The 16482-nt window shown below is 58.4% G+C and carries 11 protein-coding genes; all 11 read right to left on the bottom strand.

Features of this window, described 5'->3' with window-relative positions:
• Positions 1-134: 134 nt before the first annotated feature.
• Entirely contained in the window at positions 135-1550 is a 1416-nt protein-coding gene (locus BT119_RS21250) for a sigma-54-dependent transcriptional regulator (protein ID WP_058416898.1), read from the bottom strand.
• Positions 1550-2764, bottom strand: a complete 1215-nt coding sequence (locus tag BT119_RS21245; RefSeq protein WP_003370117.1) for a sensor histidine kinase — start codon at positions 2762-2764, stop codon at positions 1550-1552. Before BT119_RS21245 ends, BT119_RS21250 begins: the two co-directional genes overlap by 1 nt.
• A 122-nt stretch (positions 2765-2886) precedes the next feature.
• Positions 2887-4362, bottom strand: coding sequence for a transcriptional regulator FleQ (fleQ, locus tag BT119_RS21240; RefSeq protein WP_072366886.1), 1476 nt, complete (start codon positions 4360-4362; stop codon positions 2887-2889).
• A 177-nt stretch (positions 4363-4539) separates the two neighbouring features.
• Positions 4540-4836, bottom strand: coding sequence for a flagellar protein FliT (fliT, locus tag BT119_RS21235; protein WP_003370114.1), 297 nt, complete (start codon positions 4834-4836; stop codon positions 4540-4542).
• 24 nt (positions 4837-4860) lie between these two features.
• Positions 4861-5250 (bottom strand): flagellar export chaperone FliS, encoded by a 390-nt coding sequence (fliS, locus tag BT119_RS21230; protein WP_003370112.1) that lies wholly within the window; start codon positions 5248-5250, stop codon positions 4861-4863.
• Positions 5251-5374: 124 nt separating this feature from the next.
• Positions 5375-6856: a flagellar filament capping protein FliD gene (gene fliD, locus BT119_RS21225; protein WP_003370109.1), complete on the bottom strand. Its 1482-nt coding sequence runs from the start codon at positions 6854-6856 to the stop codon at positions 5375-5377.
• An 83-nt stretch (positions 6857-6939) separates the two neighbouring features.
• Positions 6940-7332, bottom strand: a complete 393-nt coding sequence (locus BT119_RS21220) for a flagellar protein FlaG (protein WP_003370107.1) — start codon at positions 7330-7332, stop codon at positions 6940-6942.
• Between the two features lie 72 nt (positions 7333-7404).
• Positions 7405-8253: a flagellin domain-containing protein gene (locus tag BT119_RS21215; RefSeq protein ID WP_003370106.1), complete on the bottom strand. Its 849-nt coding sequence runs from the start codon at positions 8251-8253 to the stop codon at positions 7405-7407.
• A gap of 328 nt (positions 8254-8581) precedes the next feature.
• On the bottom strand, positions 8582-9508 hold the full coding sequence (locus BT119_RS21210) for a ketoacyl-ACP synthase III (RefSeq protein ID WP_054081560.1): 927 nt from the start codon (positions 9506-9508) through the stop codon (positions 8582-8584).
• Positions 9509-9815: 307 nt separating this feature from the next.
• Entirely contained in the window at positions 9816-12722 is a 2907-nt protein-coding gene (locus tag BT119_RS21205) for a TIGR00180 family glycosyltransferase (protein WP_072366885.1), read from the bottom strand.
• Between the two features lie 114 nt (positions 12723-12836).
• Positions 12837-16409 carry a glycosyltransferase gene (locus tag BT119_RS21200; RefSeq protein ID WP_072366884.1) on the bottom strand — a complete coding sequence of 1191 codons (3573 nt, stop codon included), beginning with the start codon at positions 16407-16409 and terminating at the stop codon, positions 12837-12839.
• Positions 16410-16482 lie beyond the last annotated feature (73 nt).

The raw sequence follows: 16482 nt of genomic DNA, 5'->3' as shown, positions 1-16482 counted from the left end.
GTGCATCATGTCGCTTGACACGAGGTCGCGCCGGACCGCCCGTATTCACGGGGCGCCGGGTTTAATTTCAGGCTTGCATCACAGCAAAAATATTCAGGGACCGCCGATCGGGAACGGCAATCACTGTGCGTTGCTCATGTGGCAAACAGATAGGCCTCCACATCCATTCCGGCGTCACGCATCTGCGCCAGCTTGTAACGCAATGTACGCGGGCTGATACCCAGGCGTTCCGCAGCCTCCTTGCGACGTCCCCGTTCAGAACGCAGGGTGTCGATGATCATTTGAAACTCGTGACGCCTGAGGTCATCGCCCAGCGCGCCGACCGATTCCGGACTGACGCCGGTACCTGCATTCTCCGCCACGACAGTGCCAGTCACAGCCGCTGCCGCCTCGACAGGCGCAGCAACAGGCAGGCTGGTGACCGGCCCGGACAGACAGAAATCCTGCGCCTGAATCACCCCGCCCTGCTGCAGAATCAAGGCCCGCTGCACGGCGTTATCCAGCTCCCGGACATTTCCGGGCCATGGATAGCTCACCAGACACTGTTGCGCTTCGGCGGAAAGACGCACCGGCGCATGCTTCATTTTATTGACGTGCTTGGCCAGAAGCCGCTCGGCCAATGGCAGAATATCGGCGGTCCTTTGACGCAACGCCTGCCATGCCAGTGGAAATACCGACAGGCGATAAAACAGATCTTCACGGAAACGCCCCGCCGCCACCTCACCCGCCAGATCGCGGTTGGTGGTCGCCACGACGCGAATGTCCAGAAGGATCGGTTTGCGCGCACCGACGCGCTCGACTTCGCGTTCCTGCAACACACGCAGCAATTTGGCTTGCAGCCCCAGAGGCATTTCGGAAATCTCGTCCAGCAGGATTGTCCCGCCGTCCGCCTGCTCGAACTTGCCAGCCTGCGCCGCAATGGCGCCGGTAAACGAACCCTTTTCATGGCCGAATAACGTGGCTTCCAGCATATTGTCCGGAATCGCTGCACAGTTGATCGCAATAAAAGGTTTATCGGCACGGGGCGAGTTTTGATGAATGAAACGCGCCAAAACCTCTTTACCGGTCCCGGACTCGCCGGAGATCAGCACGGTGGAATCGCTTTTCGCCACGCGGCTGGCCAGGTTCAGCAACTGGATACTGGCGGGCTCGACAGCAATCGGCCCATCGCGCTCGGCAGGCTCCAGACGACCCAGTGCGTGCCGCCCAACCAGCGCGATCAGCGCCTTGGGCTCGAATGGCTTGACCAGGTAATCCGCAGCCCCCTGACGCATGGCCTCGACCGCGCGCTCGACTGCGCCATGCGCAGTCATCAGCAACACCGGCAATTGCGGATGCCGGCTGCGCAAAAGACTCAGCAACTGGTGACCGTCCATGCCCGGCATGTTGACGTCACTGATCACCAGACTGAAGGGCCGCGCCTCGGCGGCCACCAGCGCCTCTTCGGCGGAACCGACCGCCTGATAGCCATAACCGGCCAGCTCGAGGGTTTCCCCAAGCGCTTCGCGGAGCGAACGGTCATCCTCGACCAGCAGCACATTGATCGGCATCAGTTATTACCTGTCGAACTGGAAGCCGGGATCAATGGCAGACTGATAATGGCGCAGGTACCACGGCCAACCCGCGACAAATAATGCACGCGCCCCTGATGCGCACGCGACACCGCAGTTACCACGGCCAGACCAAGCCCTGTGCCGGTGGTCTTGGTGGTAAAGAACGGCTCACCGATGCGCGCCAGACCGGCCTTGTCAATGCCGCTGCCGTTATCGCTGAAGCAGATCCGCAGCACATTGCCGCGACTGTAGGCGTGAATCTTCAGCAGTGTCCGGCCAGCGCTGGCCTGGACAGCGTTTTCAATCAGATTGAGCAGTGCGCCGACCAATGTGTCGCGATTGCACAGCAGCTCGCCATCGATGCTGTCGCACTGCCAGCGTACCGACACGCCCTGAACATGCGTCGCAGCAGCATTTTGCAGCGCCTGAAACAGAGCACCAGGCGCCAGACGATCCGTCAACGGCAGCTCGCCCCGGGCGAACACCAGCATGTCGCGAACCTGATGCTCCAGCTCATGCAAACGATCCTTGAGCCGCGCAGCGAAACGCTGCTGGGTTTCCACCGGAAGTTCCTGCTCGGTCAAATGGCTGGCGTAGATCATGGCAGCGGATAACGGTGTACGAATCTGATGCGCCAGAGAAGCGACCATACGGCCCAGTGACGACAGGCGCTCGTGACGAGCCAGCTGTTCCTGAAGATGACGGGTTTCGGTCAGGTCATTGAGCAGCACCAGCTGCCCTGGCTCGGCATCCAGCGAACGCGTGGCAATGGAAAGCCTGCGGCCATCCTTGAGCGAGACTTCGTGGCCATCATCTTCACGGGGTGCAAAACAGCGGCTGATCACATGACGCCAGAGCATGCCCAACAGCGGCTGACCAAGCAGGTCGATGGCCGCCGGATTGGCTTCGCGCACGACGCCCATGCCATCAATGACGATCACCCCGCCGGGCAGCAGATCGAGCAGATTCTGCAGTCGGTTGGCCAGGCGTTCTTTTTCCGCCAGCTCCTGAAGGCGCTGGGCACCGGCATGAGCCAGTTCGCCCTTGAGCTCGGTGACGCGCGCTTCAAGCAAGCCGTAGGAGTCGGTCAGTTGCGCCGACATTTGATTGAACAGCGAGAATGCCTGCTCAAGCCCCTGACGACTTTCCAGTTCCGGGGAGTACTGAGCCTGAACAGATAGGGCGGAAGTCAGTTGGGCGGCCTGGGACATGATTCATCTCTCTCGTGGCGAACCGTCAGTAAACGGTGTGTTAAGAGAGACTTAGCAATCCCCGTGCCTAAAAAAAACCCCTGAAAAATCAGGGGCTTGGTTTTTGGCACAAAAAACCGGCGTCAATCATCTGCCTGTTCATCGCCCTCACGACGACTCATACCGTACTTGCGCATCTTCTCGACCAGCGTGGTCCGACGAATGCGCAGGCGCTCCGCAGCGCGAGCAACGATGCCGTTGGCATCGTCCAGCGCCTGCTGAATAAGGCCCTGCTCCAGACCACCGAGGTAGTCTTTCAGATCGAGCCCTTCTGGCGGCAGCATCGCGCCGGAAGCGAAGTTCGGTGTATTGCTGTTGATCGCCACACGCTCTTCGATCTCGCTGCGCATGCTGTCGACCATCTGCTCGTCTTCGTCGTCGACGTAGCGAAACTTCTTTGGCAGCTCGGCTACACCAATCACACCATACGGATGCATGATCGCCATGCGCTCGACCAGGTTGGCCAGCTCACGGACGTTGCCCGGCCAGGCATGGCGACACAGCGACATGATGGCTGCGGAGTTGAAGCGAATCGAACCGCGCTTCTCGTGCTCCATACGCGAAATCAATTCGTTCATGAGCAGCGGGATGTCTTCGACACGCTCACGCAACGGCGCCATCTCGATCGGGAACACGTTGAGACGGTAGTAAAGATCTTCGCGGAAGCTGCCCAGCTCGATCATGGTCTCGAGATTCTTGTGCGTTGCGGCGATGATGCGCACATCGATGCTCTGCGTCTTGTTGCTGCCCACACGCTCGAACGTGCGCTCCTGCAAGACGCGCAGCAGCTTGACCTGCATCGGCAGCGGCATGTCGCCGATTTCGTCAAGGAACAAGGTGCCGCCGTTGGCCAGCTCGAAGCGGCCGGCACGGCTGGTGATCGCGCCGGTAAACGCGCCCTTCTCGTGTCCGAACAGCTCGCTTTCGAGCAGTTCGGCCGGAATGGCACCGCAGTTGACCGGCACGAACGGCGCATCTCGGCGCTTGGAGTGGTAGTGCAGGTTACGCGCAACCACTTCCTTGCCCGTCCCCGACTCACCAAGGATCAGTACGCTGGCGTCGGTATCAGCGACCTGCTGCATCATCTGCCGCACGTGCTGAATCGCACGACTGGTACCTACCAGACTGCGGAACAGGTTCGGTTCACGATGACGGCCGCGCTCGCGAGCCTGGTCGTACATCTCGCGGTAGACCTGGGCACGGTGCAGCGAATCGAGCAGTTTGCTGTAGCTGGGTGGCATTTCGAGTGCGGAGAGCACTCGCTTGCGCAAATCCTCGGGCAATTCGACAGAGGAATTTTCGCTCATCAGCAGCACAGGAAGGAACTCATCCCATGCCGCGATGGTCTTAAGGAGCCCTTGCAGGCTGCCCGGCGCGTTTACGCTGCCGACCAGTACGCACAGTACTTCTCGTGGAGACGCCAGAGAGCCGACCACCTGCTGCCAGTCCTGACTCGAACAGGAGAGATTTTCTTCGCCAAGAAAATTCAGGATCACCGCCAGATCCCGGCGGCGCTGGCTATCGTCATCGATTAGCAGAATCTTGATTTCACGCCACATGCAATAGCAACTTCCCTAGTCAACTCAATGCCCATGATTGGGGGGCAGCTTGGCTTCTCAGATGTATAAACCTTGAGACGCCAGAAAATAGTAAACATCACTAGTTAAGTCAAAAAAACGAACACAGTCAAATTTATGGCGAAATTCTTGTCGAACAATAAAAATGACAATTAAACATTAACCGAACAGATGGTATACCTTCGTAGCACTCTTCGCATTCTGGATTTGAGTCATTTCTTCGACAACCGCTTGACGCTCGCCGGTGGCAACATCAATCAATTGCCGATAGACCCCCAATAACTCCTCAAGGTTGCTGCGCAGAGCAGGTTCGTCATCGGGCGCTTCGCTCACCACCGCGTCAACACACTCGCGACACGCCAGATCAAGCTTGACGATAGCCTCCCAGTCACGCTCGGCCAGTGCCCCTACCAAGGCTTCCCGGGTTTCTTCGATACGCTTGAGCGCAGCACTCATTTTTATTCTCCTCGGAACAGCGGGTTATTGCATGGTACCGATTGCATCCCAGCCTTCCTTGACGGTGATCAACAGGCCAGCGACTTCATCGAGTATCTTCTGATCATTGCGAGCGTTGGCTTCCGCCAGACGCGTCATCATGTAGTGATACAGACTGTCCTGCCTGAGCAGCGTGTCACTGGGTGAATTTTCCAGATCCAGCCCCTCACGCAGACCGCCCACAATGTCGATGGCCTTGCTGATGAGTACGCCCTTGTTGGCGACGTCCCTGCGCGCCATGGCGCCCTTGGCCTGAGCGATGCGGTCGAGGCCACCTTCCATCAACATTTGCACCAGACGATGAGGGCTGGCCTCTGAGGTCTGGGCCTGGGAGCCGATCTTCTGATACTGCCGCAACGCTAACATCGGATTCATAAGGGGCCTCGTAACAAATCCAGAATACTGATACTCAAGCTATCGACGCAGTGCGCAGAAACTTTAGCCCAAAAGCAGAAACCCGACACAGAGTCGGGTTGCTGATACTTCCACACTCGTTTTTTTACGAGGCGTTTTTCTGGGCGTTCATCGCTTCAAAAATCGAAGTAATGCTTGAAGCCGTTGCCTTTAACTGCCCGACGACCAAGTCCATTGCGTTGTATTTCTTGGTGAGGGTTGCCGTCAACGTGGTAATACGACGGTTGAGCGCCTCCTGATCACTGGCCAGTCGAGTCTGCACTTTATTGAGGCTGGTGGTCTTGCCAGCCAGAACGCCGTCGGCTTTCGTGTAGGGTTCAAGCGCAGTGTTCAAGCGTGCGATCAAGCCACCCGAGGTCGTGCCGTCAGCGCTGGTCACACCGGTGAACATCGCCTGAATCTGGCTGCCCAGCTTCTTGTCGCTCAACGCTGTAGTCAATTCGGTGGTGTTCAACGACAACTTGCCGTCAGCCTGCTGAGTTTTGATCCCCAATTGCGCCAGGGAACTCAAACCGGCATTCGACGTGGCAGTGGAAATCTGGTCGCGTATCGTTGCCAACAGCGCACGCGGGGTGGAGTCGCCGGTCAATGCAGCGGCAGTGTATTTACCCTCACTGTCGACAGTGCCCTTGGTCAACGAGGACACCAGTGAAACCAGCGTGTTGTAAGAGTCGACAAACGACTGCAATGAGGTTTTCAGACCATCGGTGTTGGTGGCGACCGTGACCGTGGTCGATGCCGAAGCAGCAGAAGAAGCGCTGGGCGCGACCAGCTCGAATGTCAGACCGGAAATGGCCGTGCTCACGGTATTGGTCTTGCTGGTCAGACTCAGGCCATCGACCGTGAATGCGGCGTCCTTGGCGACAGCGGTAATCGCACCGGCGCCAGGAATGGCGTTTCCATTGGCATCAGTGCCAGTACTGGATTCACTCATCAACTTGGTGCCATCGATGTTAAGTGCTTCCTGGCCGGAAGCACCCGTCACCGAAATGTCACTGCCCTTGCCGGTGGTCGTCGAACTGAACACCAGCCTGGAACCGTTGTTGTCGTTGATGATGTTGGCGGTGATGCCTTTACCCTGCAGCGTCGAGTTGATCTTGTCGCGCACTTCCTGCAGCGTCGAGGTCTTGTCGATCGCCACGTTGTAATCAGTGCCATTTTGAGTGATTTTCAGCGTACCACTCGGAATAGCACTCGACTGCGTCGAGTCCAGCGCGGCGGTAGCCACCTTCGAAGGTGTTGCCAACTGGCTTATATTAATCGCATAGGTGCCATTGACTGCCGTGTTGCCCGCAGTGGCCTTGACCACCGCTTCATTGGCAGACGTGGCAGCAAAGCCCTGGAAAGCAGGTGTGGTGGAACTGGCGAGAGTGTCCAGTGTTTTCTGGAAAGCAGCCAGTGCAGACGTCAACTGGCTGACACCCGACAGGGATGCAGTCGTGGAGGCGCTCTGCTTGTCGATCTGGTTTTGCTTGGGCGCTTTTTCAGCACCGACAAGACCTTCGACGATGGCGGAAATTGCCAGCCCCGAACCCAGGCCTGTTGAAGATGTAATCGGACTTGCCATGGTGCTTCTCCCTTCAAGAATGCTGCGGGGTTCGCCGCCCTTTCAAAAGGCGAATGACCCGACAACACATACCGTACCGGCGATCAGGCCTTGGCGCGGAACAACAAACTGTTCGCATCACTCAGGCTATCGGCCAGCTTCAGGATTTCTGCATTGGGAATCTGTCGTACTACTTCACCGGAATCGCTTGCAATCACTTTGACAATGACTTTGCCAGAATCTTCGTCGATCGAAAACTCGAGATTGCGCTTGACCTCGTGAAAGAACTTCTGGATGTCCTCGGCGGCTGCCTTGACTTTGGCATCGTCCTTGGAATCATCCTTGTGCAGACCGGAGCCTTTACTTTCAGCCGTGGCGGCAACACGCTCGACGGGCGCCTTATCGGCAGGCTTGTCAACGGACGCGTCCGGCACAGGGGCCTGACTCGTCGGTTGAACGGCCGGATAAGTCACGTTCAACTTCACACTCATATCCATGACCATCACCTCAGAAAGTAAAAAAGCGAGAGAGCACTGTTAAGTACTCCCCCGCTAAAACTCACGCTGATATTACTGAAGCAGTTTCAGTACAGCGGATGGCAGCTGGTTAGCCTGAGCCAGAACAGAGGTGGAAGCCTGTTGCAGAGTCTGTTGCTTGGTCAGCTGTGCAGTTTCAGCAGCGAAGTCGGTATCCTGGATACGACCCAGTGCAGCACTGGCGTTTTCGTTGATGTTCTGCAGGTTGGAGATGGTGCTGGTCAGACGGTTTTGTGCAGCACCGAGATCAGAACGCGTGTTGTTGATGGTCTGCAGAGCCGAGTCGATAGCGGCCATTGCAGCAGAGAAGTTGGTCTCTGCAGCAGCACTGTCGGAACCGACGATGGTGATTGCCGAACCGACACCCAGGGTGTTTGCATCAAAGCTGGCGCTCAGAGTCAGAGTGATCTGGTTCGCGGAGCCGGAGTTGGAGCCAACCTGGAAAGTCATGGTGCTGGCAGAACCGTCGATCAGGTTTTTGCCGTTCAGGTTGGTGCTGTTGGCGATACGGGTCAGCTCAGAACTCATCTGGGTGAATTCTTTGTTCAGTGCAACGCGGTCAGTAGCGCTGTTGCTGTCGTTTCGCGACTGAACAGCCAGTTCACGCATACGCTGCAGAATGTTGGTCGACTCTTGCAGCGCGCCTTCAGCGGTCTGAGCAATGGACATACCGTCGTTGGCGTTTTTGATCGCCATGGTCTGACCTTTGATCTGCGAGTTGATCTTGGTGGCGATGTTCAGGCCAGCAGCGTCGTCTTTGGCGCTGTTGATTTTCAGACCGGAAGACAGACGAGTCATCGAGGTCGAAAGGGCGTCGGAAGCGCGACCCAGGTTCTTCTGGACGTTCAACGATGCTACGTTGGTGTTTACTGTTAAAGCCATGATGAATTCCTCGTTGGTTTGGTACTACGTGGCTTCCGGCCCCTGCAAGCGCCGGGTGTGCCTAGAGAACCTTCGTAATAGTTATCGTCGCGATGGCAGGTTGCTTGAGTGTTTTTTTTTAATATTTTGCCATCACCGTGACACCCCTTATAAAACAAGGGTTTGGGGGCATAAACCCGCGACGCAACAGAGAGAAATTCGTGACAGTCAGAAGTGGCGACAGGCGAGTGCGTTGTGCCACGAAGTTAAAAGTGTGACGTGGATCACTATTTAATTTAAAAACGCCTGGGGATTTATCCGCAGGCGTTCTTTGTCAGGCGAAGTAAACTCAGCCTTTATAGATAATTGCAGAGCCCCAGGAAAGCCCCACACCAAAACCACTCAAGGCGACGCGCGTCCATGAAGAGCCGAGCACGTGCTTTTCGATCAGCAGCGGAATGCTGGATGACACGGTATTGCCGGTTTCGACCATGTCCTTGAGAAACTTCTCGGGCTTGTCTTCAAAGCGCCGCGCGACCGCATCGACGATCGCCGCACTGCCCTGGTGAATACAGAAGGCATCGACGTCGTCAGGGGTCAAATCAGACTCGGCCAATAGCTCGTGCAGATGCGCTGGCACTTTCAACAGTGCGAAGTTGAACACCTGGCGACCGTTCATGAAGAAAATGCCGTTGCTGACCTTGAGATGTGGCGCACCGGAACCATCGGTACCGAATTTCGCCTTGCCCAGCTGCCATTCGGCCCCCTCGCCCATCCAGGTGGCCGTCGCAGCATCACCGAACAGCATGGTGGTATTGCGGTCTTCCGGGTCGACAATTTTCGAGTACGGATCGGCAGTGATCAACAGGCCGTTTTTCAAGCCTGCCGCTTCCATGAAGCCCTTGATCGCATAGATGCCGTACACATAGCCGGAACAGCCCAGCGAAATGTCGAATGCAGCAACGTTGGTCGACAGCCCCAGCTTGTCCTGAACGATGGCCGCGGTGTGCGGCAGCCCTTCCTCGTCGCCATTCTGGGTGACGACGATCAGCACATCGATACTTTCGCGCTTGAGCTGCGGGTTATTGGCAAACAGCGTATTGGCTGCCTCAACGCACAGATCCGAGGTTTCCTGGCCGGCGTCTTTGCGCGGCAGAAAGGTGGAGCCGATCTTCCCAAGGATGAATTCTTCATCCTTGCCGAATTTGGCGCCTTGAGCGTAGTTATCGACACCTGCAACAGGCACGTAACTCGCTATGCTTTTAATGCCAATCATCATGGCTTCCCGATGAGTAAACAGGTCATTTTTCGTCCCGATGAAATCGGAGCGCTACCGAATAGGAGTGATTTACGGACATTTTCAGGGCGCTTGGCAGGTTAAAGCAAGTCAGGCGCATGTCGCTCCCTGTAAAACAATACAGTGGAGATGCACGTTATGACCCGCAGGTCACTCCCGTCTGCATGCTTTACGATAATTTGCGTCGAGGGAACAGGCACTTGATCCTTGCCGACTGCTCTCTGCGAGGAAGCCTTCAAGGCAGCGAACCGGCCGCGAAGCAGCCGGTTTTACGAGGGCGGACGACTCAGCCGGCCAGAGTGAAACCCTTGCCGTCGAGATCCAGATTGGCGTTGTAGGCCTCATCCTGTGCGAACTGCGCTGACCACTTGTCCATCAATGCTTCGCGCGCCTGCTGCGGGGCATGCACCACACCGGAATGCACCACCTGCACATGCGGCGTCCATACCGTCAGGTAGCCGGCCTGCGCAGCCTTGAGGCAAAGGTCGACATCGGCAAGCGCTTCGGCGAATAGATCTTCATCCAGACCGCCCACAGCGTTGTACAGCTCCTTGGCAATCATCAGACAGGCCGATGACACGGCAGAGTAGTTCTGCTCGACCACCAGGCGCTGCATGTAGCCGGTGGCGGTCTTCGGCTCGCCGACAAACCCCGAACCCACGCCGCCATTCAGTCCCAGCACCAGACCGGCCTGAGTCACTGCGCCTTCGCCATTCACCAGCTTGGCGCCTACTACGCCCACTTCCGGGCGCTGCGCCTGGTTGAGCAGTGATTCGATCCAGCCGACATTGACGATCTGACTTTCGGCATCCAGCAGGATCAGGTATTCGCCACCGGCTTCCTGGCTGATCAGATTGCGCAGGGCCGCAGGGCTCATGCGCTGTTCGGCACGGAACACCCGCACGCGACCCGACACCTGCTCCTGCCGGTCAAGCCAAGTCGACAGTTCGGCAGAGGTGCTGGCATTGTCACCGATCAGCACTTCATAACGCTGATAGCGGGTGCGTTGCAGAATGCTTTGCAGGCAGCGCTGCAATTCGGGCAGGTTGTCCTGGCTGTGCAGCAGGATCGAAACCACCGGCCGATGGGCGTGGCGATAATCGATCTTGTAGGCGCCAGGCTGCGCCGAGCTGACTTCCGCCTGATAACCGCGCTTGCCAAGATGGCGCTTGAGCGCTTTCTGTTCGTCCGGATTGTCTTTCAGTTCGGGCGCATCACAGATCAGCAACGGTTCGCTGAGATGGGCCAGGCCGCTCATGCCGCCCTGCTCGATCAGACGCAGCAACAGATCGAATTCCAGCGCCTCGGGAAACTCGCGCGAGTAACCACCCGCCTCGACCAGCAACTCACGGCGCACCAGCCAGTGACGAGCCATCAATGCCGGCAGGCTTTGCAGCAGATCAAGGTTGAAGCCGGGACGGAACACCGGGGTCAGTGTGCCATTGGCTTGACGCTGAATCTCGTCCACGGCAACAGCCCGGCATTGCGCCGCATCGATCAGCTCGGCGCTGGCCAGCAGCAGACCGCTGCGGGTGAACTCTTCGCCGGCCCGTGCCAGCATCAGCCAGTCGCTGGGTGACTGCTTGACGACCTGGTTGATCTTGTCGACGTAGTTGCTTTCGGTAACTTTCACAAAGTGCAGGGTATTGTGCAGCGTGGTCACCGCTGGCAATTCCCCGGTGGTGAACACCACCACCCTGAAGGACTTGTAGTGACTGTTGATCAGGCTGTCGAACGTGGCCTGCAGCTTGAAGACGTCCGCGTCCAGGTCCAGCAGCAAGATACCGATCTGCGACCCGGCCGGTTTGCTGGCGAGCCTGTCGCTGATCTGCTTGAGGGCCTCAGGCGCCGGATCGCGCGAATCGAGCCAGTTGAGCAGTCGACCGGAAGCCATGCCATCGAACAGCCGACCGTTGTCGAAACCGGATGCCGCCTGCAGACGCTGGCTCCAGGCCGAAACCATTTCGATCTGCTTTTCACTGTCCTTGCCTTTGCTGCTGATCAACTCCGCGATCAGGCTCTGCACGACACCCAGGTTAAAAGCGTAGGTTTCGTAGGCATACCACAGGCGGCTGATGCGCGCTTCAGCATCCGGGTTGCTCTGCTCGCGCAACAATTCAGCCTGCTTGAGCAGCACCGCTTCCAGCCCTTCCAGCTGCAAACGACCCGCTGGCATGATGTGGATCAGGAATTCGATTTTGGCCAGCTCATCGAACAACGCCTGGTTGTAGAACGGCATTTCGACAAACTGACGAGGCTCGAACAGCGCGTCCGATTGCTCAAGGCCGACATTCCACACCGCGCTGATGATTTTCTCATCGCCCTGGAAAGCCTGGGTCTTAAGGCATTCGCCCATGACTGCAAGGCCAGCCTGGATCTTTTGCAGGCCCTGTGCGCCTTCAAAGCCCGAGCCTTCGCCGAGCAGCGCGACCAGTTTTTCGGCGAATGCGTCGCGGGCGGCCCTGGCTTTGGGATCAGTGTGTCTGACGGCTGCGGCAATGGCGGTGCCGTGACGTAGCTCGACCTGCTTGCCCGAGGTGAAGTGCAGTGCATAAGGGATTGGCAGGATGCGCAGGCGGGCCGCAGCAACCAGGTAGTTCATGTGGCCGATTTCCTGCCAGTGCGGCTCGGTGTCATCGGCAACCGAGGTGAACCACTGCTGCGCCAGTTCCGTGCGCGTCACTGCGCTGAGCAGCGACAGACTTTCGCTCATGAAACCCAGAACCCGCTCGCCCGCATCATCTGCGGCATAGTCTTCGCAGGTTTTGCGATCGCGGCGGAAATAATCCACCTGGCCGACCTGCGCCTGATAGCTCAGGCTGTAGCCCTGACAGGCACCGTATGTCGGGTTGGCCTCGAGAAAGCTCAGCGCTGCGCGCAGTGCATCAGGCAGCAAAAAACTGTCGACCGGAGCCTGGACCACGAAGGGTGTGGTCACCTGTTTGAGCCCCTCTGCGACCCTGACGCCAAGGCTGGCATTGACCAGCGCGTCACTCTGCAGGTAATGCAAGCCAGCGCTCGCGGCAATTCCCGCATCAGGCTGGGCCGATGCATCGACCACTATCAGGTTGCACGGAAACTCGCTGTAATACTTCAAGGCGCGGCGCAGGAAGTCTGGCTGGTCCCTGGCCATCAACAGCAGGGTCAGACGCTGATTCAAAGCGTTATGTTCATTTCCCGAATGGCTTTGCATGATCTTTCCTTATAACGAATCGATTGCGCCTTCAACCGCAGCGGGCGTTGAAGCAAGAGCGTAGCGTGACCGCGCCGGCAGGCAACCTGCTGGTGCGTGTTCAAACGGATCGGATCAGTCCGGCAACCAGCCGTTGGCCCAATATTGCAGGTTTTCGCCGCGCAACATGAAGTCGCGCAGTACTGTCTCGCGCAACTCGTCACCCATGCGGTAGCTGGCATTGGGGTCGGACAAGTGCATGCGGATTGCCTGCAACCATTCATCCGAGCTGTTGGTGTACACACGGGTCGCTGGCAGATGGCCCCGATACGCTTCGGTGTCGGAACAGATCACCGGGTAGCCGCAGGCGCCGTACTCAAGCAACCTGAGGTTACTTTTGCAGTCATTGAAAATATGGAATTCCAGCGGCGCCAGTGCCAGATCAAGGTTCAGGCTGGCGAGCTTGGCCGGGTAGGTTTTCAGGCTGACCCCCGGATGGAACTCATGGATGTAGGGCTTGAGCAGGTCCGGGCACATGCCGAAGAATACCCACTCGACTTCATCAGCCAGTTCGCGCACCACATCGACAATCAGCTCCAGGTCCCCGCGATGGCTGGTTCCGCCGCCCCAGCCGATACGCGGCTTGTCGGAGCTGCGACGCTGGCTCCTGAGATTGCTCCACAAATGCGTCGCCAGCATGTTCGGCACGACGCGAATGTCGCTGTGCATGCCCGACAACGCCTCGGCCAGCGGGTGAGTCGAGACCACCACGCGATCACACAGACCTATGCCCTTGCGCAGCATGGCGCCGATATTGTCCGGCATGTTGCGCTTGTGCTCATTGCGCTCGGGGACATCGGCGATGTAGTCATCGAGCTCGAAAATACGCATGGCATTGGAGTAGTTCTTTGCCAGCTCGATGTCCGGGACCTTGGCTTCTGTGTACCGGCCCTGAAAGACGATGACATCTGGCGACTGGCGCTCGATTTCGACGGGCGTCGCGGTCTCGTAAGTCATACGGCCAACCACCCGCCCGGCCGCCATCAACTCCAGCAGAGGCTGGCTGACCCGGTAGTGACCCACCGCCGAAGAGTTGACCGCCATACCGAAAATGAAAGGCAGATGGCGGGTGGAGAACGGACTCCAGCCCGCCAGCAGACCGGGATCGAGGGTGAACGACAGCGCCTCGTTGAGGTACAGGTTGGGATTGTAGGCCTGATCCCTGGCCATTTTCGGCAGCCACTTCTGAAAGAACGATTTCTGCTCGTCATCGAGCGCCTGGCGAGACGCCTCATTACGTTCAACGGCAGCAGGCTCGGCCAGTACCAGCGATGCATCCGGGGTGCCAACGATCAGGTAACCCTCGCGCCCGACGCGCATGCACAGGTCCAGGTCCTGCAGACCCTGCGTGAAGGTCGCTGCCTCCAGTGCGCCAACAGCGTCGAACACCTCCTTGCGCACCATCAGGCAATTGCCACTGACCGCGCTCCAGTTCTGGGTCAACTGCAGACGCTGCATGTAGCCGCTGGCCCCTGCGGGGAAATTGATGAACGGCCGACCGGCCAGGCCATCCATGCCCATGACCATGCCGGCGTACAGAATATTGCCTTGCGGATTGAGGATGCGTGGACCGACGATCCCGACCTCGGGACGCTGGGCATGGTGGATCAGCCCCTGCAGCCAGTCCGCCTGATGGATCAGGGCATAGGCGCTGAGCATCAGCAGATAATCACCACGCGCCTGACCGGCGGCATGATTCTGGGCGGTTGCTTCGCTGCCAGCCTCGGACAGGGAAACAATCCGCAGCTTGTCGCTGCCCAGCTCACTCATCGCCGTGAACCATGCCCGCGCTTCGGCGCTTTCGCTGGCGTTGTCGACGATCAGGACTTCGTAATTCGGGTAGGTGGTGTTGCTGAGCAGACTGTCTATGCAGCGCTCCAGGGCGCCGAGTTGATCCCTGGCGGTGATGATGATCGAGACCAGAGGCAGCGACGGATGAACGTACTCGATGCGATTGAGCAACGGCAACTGATCGTGATGAATGACGTGCTCTCTGCCGATCCGCGACAGGTGGGCCGCAACCAGAGGTTCGCTGTGCTCGATGACACAAGGCAGTGACAGCCAGTCGGCGAATGCCAGACGCGACTCGACCTGCACTTCGGCGATGTGCTCGATGCTCTGCGGCCCTGCCCCCTCGACCAGACGCCAGATCACATCGTGCGGGGCGAGCTCATCGAAGGCCGGATCGAAACCACCCATGTCCAGCAGATTTCGCCGCTCGAACGCCAGCGTGCGCCCGACATAGGGATAGGCACGCAGCAGATCCAGGTTGAAGCCGGGTTTGAAAATAGGCTCTCTGGACTCATCCTCAACCAGCGCGCCTTCGTCGCTGTAGACACACAGCAGACCGGGAGTCTGGGCAATACGCTCGGCCAGAATCAGCAGCGCCGGCTGCGTCAGCCGGTCACCGGCGCGCAACAGGTAGACCCAGTCGGCACTCTCCAGCAGTGGCAATACTTCGTTCAGCTGCCGAGCCCAGTCCGGCTGCAGAGAAAAACGCAGCACCTGCGGATCGTCGACACTGGCGTTGGTCAGTACCACCACCGAGTCTGCGGCATAATCCTGTTCGGCCAGGCTGCGCAAGGTGATGTCGAGGGCTTCGGCATCACCCTGCTGATCGATGATCACCGGCACAATACGTGGCTGCCATGCCCAACTCACTATGCGTTGTTCGAGCAGCTTTTTTTGCGGCTCGGAAAACCGGCGGCAGGACAGCCATTCGGCGTACAGTTCGGCATAGCTGTCACTGGCACTGCCGACGCGGCTCATCATCACGCCCTGGCGACCCGCCATCACCCCGTAAAGGCCTACCTCGTCCCACTCGCGCGGCTCTTCGTGCGCGCGGCGCAGAGGCAGAAAACGTACCCAGCCCTGAGCCGGTGCGTCTTCGCCGCTACGCGCCTTGAGCATTTCGTTCAGCCAGCCCCATTCGGTGGTGGCTTTCTGGTACATATCGCCCTGACTGCTGAAGCGCCCCGGGTGCAGGCGTTCGGTACTCTGGATGCTGTGCAGCACAACCAGATTGCCGCGCCGCAGCAGGCAGATGAACAGCGTGAAATCCAGCAGCGCAACGAAGCCCTGCGGCAGCGCAATGGACGGCAGGTATTCCTGCACATCGGCGCGACGCATCATCGCGCCACTGAAACCGCCCAGATAATTGCGCGGCGTGCGCTCGAAAATCGCCAGCATGTCCTCGCCCTTGAACACAGCGTCGTAGGGCACCAGACCAACGTTTTCCATGCGGGCCGGCAGGACATAATCATCGACGTCCACCAGATGGCGTTTGCTGACGACGAGCTGGACATCCTTGTAGGTATCGAGGGTTTGCGCCTGATGCGCAACGCAGTAGTTATAGAGGCGGTCGTCATCGCAGAGAAACTTGATGTATTCGCCGCTCGCCTGCTCCAGACACTTGAGCAGATTGCCCTGAAATCCCAAGCGCTGAGGATTGCGCAGGTAACGGGCCCGGTCGCTGTCGGGAGCTACCAGCTCGTCGAAAATCGCCTTGATCTCGTCGCTACGGCAATCGTCACAGACGATGATTTCGAGATTGTCGTAGACCTGGTCGAGCGCACTTTGCAGCGCTGCGCGGAAGAAGCGCGAATTGAAGGCGGGAATGACAATACTGACGAGGGGGACTGAATTCACTATGACTGACTCGCGAGCGGCTGGGGGCCCTTCAGTCGAGTGGCCCCCCTCACCGCTGAAAAAAGACGGCGGA

Source organism: Pseudomonas sp. NFACC10-1, from assembly GCF_900119195.1.
In the GTDB taxonomy this organism is placed as follows: Bacteria; Pseudomonadota; Gammaproteobacteria; order Pseudomonadales; family Pseudomonadaceae; genus Aquipseudomonas; species Aquipseudomonas cerasi.
This window is presented reverse-complemented; position numbering and strand designations above follow the sequence as displayed.